This window comes from Streptomyces sp. SID14436, assembly GCF_010548465.1.
In the GTDB taxonomy this organism is placed as follows: Bacteria; Actinomycetota; Actinomycetes; order Streptomycetales; family Streptomycetaceae; genus Streptomyces.
The window spans coordinates 1-5,592 of the sequence record NZ_JAAGMD010000633.1 but is presented as its reverse complement, the minus strand read 5'-3'; the positions used below and the strand labels follow the sequence as shown (position 1 = coordinate 5,592).

The 5,592-nt window shown below is 74.9% G+C and carries 5 protein-coding genes and 2 pseudogenes; 6 read left to right on the top strand and 1 reads right to left on the bottom strand.

The window, feature by feature from the left end; all coding sequences use genetic code 11:
* Positions 1–742: pseudogene (locus G3I53_RS22585) on the top strand (family 2 glycosyl transferase); the annotation flags it as partial.
* Positions 739–2,349, top strand: a complete 1,611-nt coding sequence (locus G3I53_RS22580) for a DUF5719 family protein (protein ID WP_164332537.1) — start codon at positions 739–741, stop codon at positions 2,347–2,349. The pseudogene G3I53_RS22585 and the gene G3I53_RS22580, both read left to right, overlap by 4 nt.
* A 44-nt stretch (positions 2,350–2,393) precedes the next feature.
* Here G3I53_RS22580 and G3I53_RS22575 read toward each other — a convergent pair whose 3' ends face one another.
* Positions 2,394–2,861 carry a metallopeptidase family protein gene (locus G3I53_RS22575; protein ID WP_164332538.1) on the bottom strand — a complete coding sequence of 156 codons (468 nt, stop codon included), beginning with the start codon at positions 2,859–2,861 and terminating at the stop codon, positions 2,394–2,396.
* A gap of 282 nt (positions 2,862–3,143) precedes the next feature.
* On the opposite strand from G3I53_RS22575, the gene G3I53_RS22570 reads away from it, so the two are divergent.
* The 4 genes and pseudogenes from G3I53_RS22570 to G3I53_RS34085 form a co-directional block, all read left to right on the top strand.
* Positions 3,144–3,566 carry a DUF3499 domain-containing protein gene (locus tag G3I53_RS22570; protein WP_164332539.1) on the top strand — a complete coding sequence of 141 codons (423 nt, stop codon included), beginning with the start codon at positions 3,144–3,146 and terminating at the stop codon, positions 3,564–3,566.
* A gap of 127 nt (positions 3,567–3,693) precedes the next feature.
* A complete protein-coding gene (locus G3I53_RS22565) occupies positions 3,694–5,058 on the top strand; it encodes a phosphomannomutase/phosphoglucomutase (protein ID WP_164332540.1) in 1,365 nt (454 codons plus the stop codon).
* A 139-nt stretch (positions 5,059–5,197) separates the two neighbouring features.
* Positions 5,198–5,368: a Trm112 family protein gene (locus G3I53_RS22560; protein WP_164332541.1), complete on the top strand. Its 171-nt coding sequence runs from the start codon at positions 5,198–5,200 to the stop codon at positions 5,366–5,368.
* Between the two features lie 73 nt (positions 5,369–5,441).
* A pseudogene (locus G3I53_RS34085) lies at positions 5,442–5,592 on the top strand (mannose-6-phosphate isomerase); the annotation flags it as partial.

Sequence of the window (5,592 nt, the reverse complement as noted above, 5' to 3'; positions counted from 1 at the left end):
CACCCGCACCACCGTCGACGGCTGGGCCCAGGGCTTCGAACTGCCCGCCTCCGGCGGCCGGCTGGACGTCACCTACGACGAGCCGTTCACCCACACCGCCTGGCTGTGGGCACAGGGCCTGCTGGCGGTCGTCCTGATCGTCATGGCGCTGCCCGGCCGGCGCCGCGACATCGACGACGACCTGCCCGAGGAGACCGCCGTCACGGCCGAGGACCTGGCCGGGGACGGCCGCCGCGCCCGTCGCCTGCGGGCCCAGGCCGAGGCCGAGGCGGCCCACGACGGTCCGCCCGCCGGCCCGGACGGGGAGGCACCCGCCCCGCCGCCGCAGCCGCCCGTCACCGTGCCGTCCCAGCCGGACCACGCCGAGTGGCAGTCCGGGGAGTACGCCGACCCCGCGTACGCCGGCGGCGCCCAGGGCGGCGGCGCGGACGGCGACGGCCACCAGCAGTGGGCGACGGACGGCTACGGGCGACCGTACCCGCAGGACGCCTACCGGCAGGACCCCTACGGCCAGGGCCAGTACCAGCAGGGCGCCTACCGGCAGGACACCTACCAGCAGGGCCAGTACGACCCGTACGCCTACGGCGGCTCGCCGGAGCAGCCCGGGTACGACCCGTCGTCGTACGGGCAGCAGGGCTACGACCCGGCGTCCGCGCAGGACTACGGCACGCCGTACGACCCGCAGCAGCAGAACCACCCGCACGGCACGGGCCATCAGCGTCCCGACGGGAGTCAGCAGTGAACCGCCCCACCCTGTCCCTGATCGCCGTGGCGACCGCGCTCGCCGCCGTCACCGGCTTCGCCGCGCTGTCCGCGCCGGAGCCCGGGGAGGACACCGCGGGGGCAGCGGCCGCCCGCCTGCCGGTGGAGCGCACCAGCCTGGTCTGCCCGGCGCCCAGCACCTCGGACCTCGCCGAGACGACGTACACGTCCTTCACGCCCGCCACGGACGGCGCGGACGGCAAGGGCGCGGCCGCGCTCCACGCCGTCGACGGGAAGGCGGCGGACGACGGCAAGGGCGACGAGGACGGGAAGAAGGACGGCGAGAAGGACGGCGCCGAGAACGACGACGGCGAGAAGGACGGCGTCGAGCAGGGCGACGAGGGCAAGGACGGGGAGAAGGACGGGGCGAAGGCGGGCGGCGAGAAGGCCCGGAAGCCCGTGCTGGAGCCCAAGGAGACCGGCAAGCCGGTCACCGGCGACGCCAGTGGGGGCGAGGCCCCCGCCCTGACCGGCACCGCCGAGGGCCGCTTCGCCCCCGGCTGGACCGTCCAGCAGACCACCGAGGTGGCCGCGGGCACCGGCCGCGGCCTGCAGGGCGTCTCCTGCACCGCCCCAGACACCGAGTTCTGGTTCCCCGGCGCGAGCACCGACAGCGACCGCACCGACTACGTCCACCTGACCAACCCCGATGACTCCGCCGCCGTCGTGGACATCGAGCTGTACGGCAAGGACGGCGCCCTGAAGACGGTCGTCGGGGACGGCATCACGGTGCAGCCGAACTCCACCGAGCCGGTCCTGCTGTCCACGCTCACCGAGACGGAGCAGACCGACGTGACCGTGCACGTCGTCGTCCGCAGCGGACGGGTCGGCGCGGCCGTCCAGGCGCTGGACGACAAGCTGGGCGGCGACTGGCTGGCCGCCTCGGCCGACCCCTCCGGCAGCCTGGTCCTGCCGGGCATCCCGAAGGACGCCACCGCCGTCCGGCTGGTCCTGTTCACCCCCGGCAGCACCGACGCCGACCTGAAGGTGCGGCTGGCCTCGCCCTCCGGCCCGATCACCCCGGCCGGCCACGAGACCGTGCACGTGAAGGCCGGGATGACGACCGCCGTCGACCTCGGCGACGTCACCCGCGGCGAGCCCGGCTCCCTGGTGCTGACCCCGACCGGCCGCTCCGTGCCGGTGGTCGCGGCGGTCCGCGTGCTGCGCGGCAAGAGCGACGCCCAGGAGTCGGCGTTCATCCCCGCCGCCCGCCCGGTCGGCGCCCGCGCCACGGCCGCCGGCAACACCGCCAAGGGCACCGTCCTGGCCGTCACCGCGCCCGAGGGCACCGCCAAGGTCAAGGTGACCGCGTCGGCGGGCAGCGAGGGCGGCACCCCGGCGGCCAAGACGTACACGATCAAGTCCGGCACCACGCAGCACATCGAGGCACCGGTGCCGGGCGGCCTGAAGGGCACGTACGCGCTCACCGTGGAACCGGAGCCGGGCGCCACGCCCGTCTACGCGTCCCGCACCCTGACCGCCACCGACGACGGCGTCCCGGCCTTCACCGTGCAGCCCCTGCCGGACGACCGGGGCCTGGTGAGCGTGCCGCGGGCCCGGGAGGACCTGTCGGTCCTGCAGAAGTGAGGAGGCCGGGGGCCGTGCTCGACGGCCCCCGGGGCGGCGGACGGTCAGTCCTCCCCGTAGCGGGGGTCCACGGTCTCCGGGGTGAGCCCGAGCACCTCGGCGACCTGCTCCACCACGACCTCGTGGACGAGCAGGGCCCGCTCGTCGCGGCCCTTGGTGCGGATCTCCACCGGCCGCCGGTAGACCACCACCCGCGCGGGACGCCCGTCCCGCGCCGCGACGGTCCCGCCCAGCGGCACCGACTCGTCGCCCCAGCCGGTCCCGGTCCGGCCGGCGGCGTTCCCGTCCAGCCGGGGCACCTCCAGCACCAGGAAATCGACGTCGGCGAGCTGCGGCCAGCGCCGTTCGAGGCGCTCGACCGAGTCCTGCACCAGGTCCGCGAACAGCTCCGCCCGGCTGGCCGCGAGGGGCACCTGGGGAGGTGCGATCGGGCCGCGCATGCCCCGTCCGTGGCGATCACGACGGCGGGGCCCGGGGCGGCCGGCGGCACGGGGCGTCACAGGGTTGTCCATCACAGTGCAGGGTAGTCGTCACGGGGCCCCGCCGCCCGGCCCCCCGGGTCTTCGCGCCGCGCCGCACGGCATGTCACCGGATGCCCATTTCAGCCAAGGTTGGGCTCGATTCGGTATCCCCTTCAGGCCGCTGCCCTCACAACAATTGACGAAGTTTGTGCCAACTGGTGACCGGAATCAGAATCGTCCGGGGCCCCGCACCAGCGCGTCGAGGCAGCTCGGCCCGCCCGGACCAGCGGGGCGTGTGGGGCGTTTCACGCCACGACACGGTGGAGTGACCTGGTGGAGAGTCGTCGCGGCCCGCTCAAGAGTGCGGTACCGTCCAACATCGTGAGCCCTGTACGTCGCTGTTCGCGCACCGCTTGCGGCCGTCCCGCCGTCGCGACGCTGACGTACGTCTACGCCGACTCGACCGCGGTCCTCGGCCCCCTCGCCACCTACGCCGAACCCCACTGCTACGACCTCTGCGCCGAGCACTCCGAGCGCCTCACCGCGCCCCGGGGCTGGGAAGTCGTCCGGCTCCTCGACGGCTCGGCCCCCGCCCAGCCCAGCGGCGACGACCTGGAGGCACTGGCCAACGCCGTGCGCGAGGCCGCCCGCCCCCAGGAGCGGGCGGCGGGAGCGGGCGGCGGGGCGCGGGCCGCGGACCCCATGGAGGTCGCCCGCCGCGGCCACCTGCGCGTCCTGCGCTCGCCCGACAACTGACGGGCCGCTCCGCGCACCGTTCGTCCCGGAGCCTGCCACTTCCGAACACCCTGGGTCGGTGTTCGAACCCTGCCGGTAGTTTGTGGGGGGTCCGAACGGACCCGAGTGACTTCCGGAAAGGCTGGCCGTGGCTGCTGACCTGTCGCAGATCGTGAAGGCGTACGACGTGCGCGGAGTCGTCCCCGACCAGTGGGACGAGCCGCTGGCCGAGCTGTTCGGCGCCGCCTTCGCCCGGGTGACCGGCGCGCGCGCCCTCGTCACCGGACACGACATGCGGCCCTCGTCCCCCGGCCTGTCCCGGGCCTTCGCGCGCGGCGCGGCGGCCCTCGGCGCCGACGTGACCGAGATCGGCCTGTGCTCCACGGACCAGCTGTACTACGCCTCGGGCGCGCTGGACCTGCCGGGCGCCATGTTCACCGCCTCGCACAACCCGGCCCGCTACAACGGGATCAAGCTGTGCCGCGCGGGAGCCGCCCCCGTCGGCCAGGACACCGGTCTCGCCGAGATCCGCGCCCTCGTCGAGCGGTGGAGCGCGGACGGAGCGCCCGAACCGGCGGCCGTCCCCGGCACCGTCGGCAGCCGCGACACGCTGGACGACTACGCGGCCCACCTGCGCTCCCTCGTCGACCTGACCTCCATCCGCCCCCTGAAGGTCGTCGTCGACGCCGGCAACGGCATGGGCGGCCACACCGTCCCCACCGTGCTCGCCGGACTGCCGCTCACCCTCGTCCCGATGTACTTCGAACTCGACGGCACCTTCCCCAACCACGAGGCCAACCCCCTCGACCCGGCCAACCTCGTCGACCTCCAGAAGCGGGTCCGCGAGGAGGACGCCGACCTCGGCCTCGCCTTCGACGGCGACGCCGACCGCTGCTTCGTCGTCGACGAGCGGGGCGAACCCGTCCCCCCGTCCGCCGTCACCGCCCTCGTCGCCGCCCGCGAACTCGCCCGCAACGGCGGCAGCGGCATGATCATCCACAACCTGATCACGTCCTGGTCCGTGCCCGAGGTCGTCGCCGAACACGGCGGCACCCCCGTCCGCACCCGGGTCGGCCACTCCTTCATCAAGGCCGAGATGGCCCGGACCGGCGCGATCTTCGGCGGTGAGCACTCGGCCCACTACTACTTCCGCGACTTCTGGAACGCCGACACCGGCATGCTGGCCGCCCTGCACGTCCTCGCCGCGCTCGGCGAGCAGGACGGCACACTGTCCGCCCTGGTCGCCCAGTACGACCGCTACGCCGGCTCCGGCGAGATCAACTCCACCGTCGACGACCAGGGCGCCCGCCTCGCCGCGATCCGGGCCGCCTACGAGGGCCGGGACGGCGTCACCCTCGACGAACTCGACGGACTCACCGTCACCGGCACCGACTGGTGGTTCAACGTCCGCCCCTCCAACACCGAACCGCTCCTCCGCCTGAACGCCGAGGCACGCGACGCCGCCACCATGGCCCGCGTCCGCGACGAGGCCCTGGCCCTCATCCGCGGCTGAGCGGCCCCACGCTCCCCGCCCGGGGCCGGGCGGGGAGCCGTCCACGCGGTCGCCCGCGCCCGCGCCACCGGCGGTACCCTGACCAGGCACATCCGCATACCCGCGCCCGCGCGCACCGCCCGTCCGAAGGGAAGTCCCCATGCCGCTCCAAGCCGGCCTCCTGGAGATCCTCGCCTGCCCGGCCTGCCACTCCGCCCTCGAGGAGCGGGACTCCGAGCTGATCTGCACCGGTCAGGACTGCGGTCTGGCGTACCCGGTCCGCGACGGCATCCCCGTCCTGCTCGTCGACGAGGCCCGCCGACCCGAGTAACGGCGCACCCGGCGCATCAGCGACCGGCGCCCCCCGCGTACCGAAGCCCCGCCGATCGGAGGCTGCCGCCCCCATGCTCGACGAATCGCTGCTCGACTCACCGGAGGGCCTCGCCGAGGCCGACCACCGCGGGCTGCTCCGCGGCGCCGCCGAGGCCGGTGCCCGGGTCCGCACCGCGTCCCGGCACGCCGCCGAGGCCGGCGTGCGCGACCTCAAACCCGACG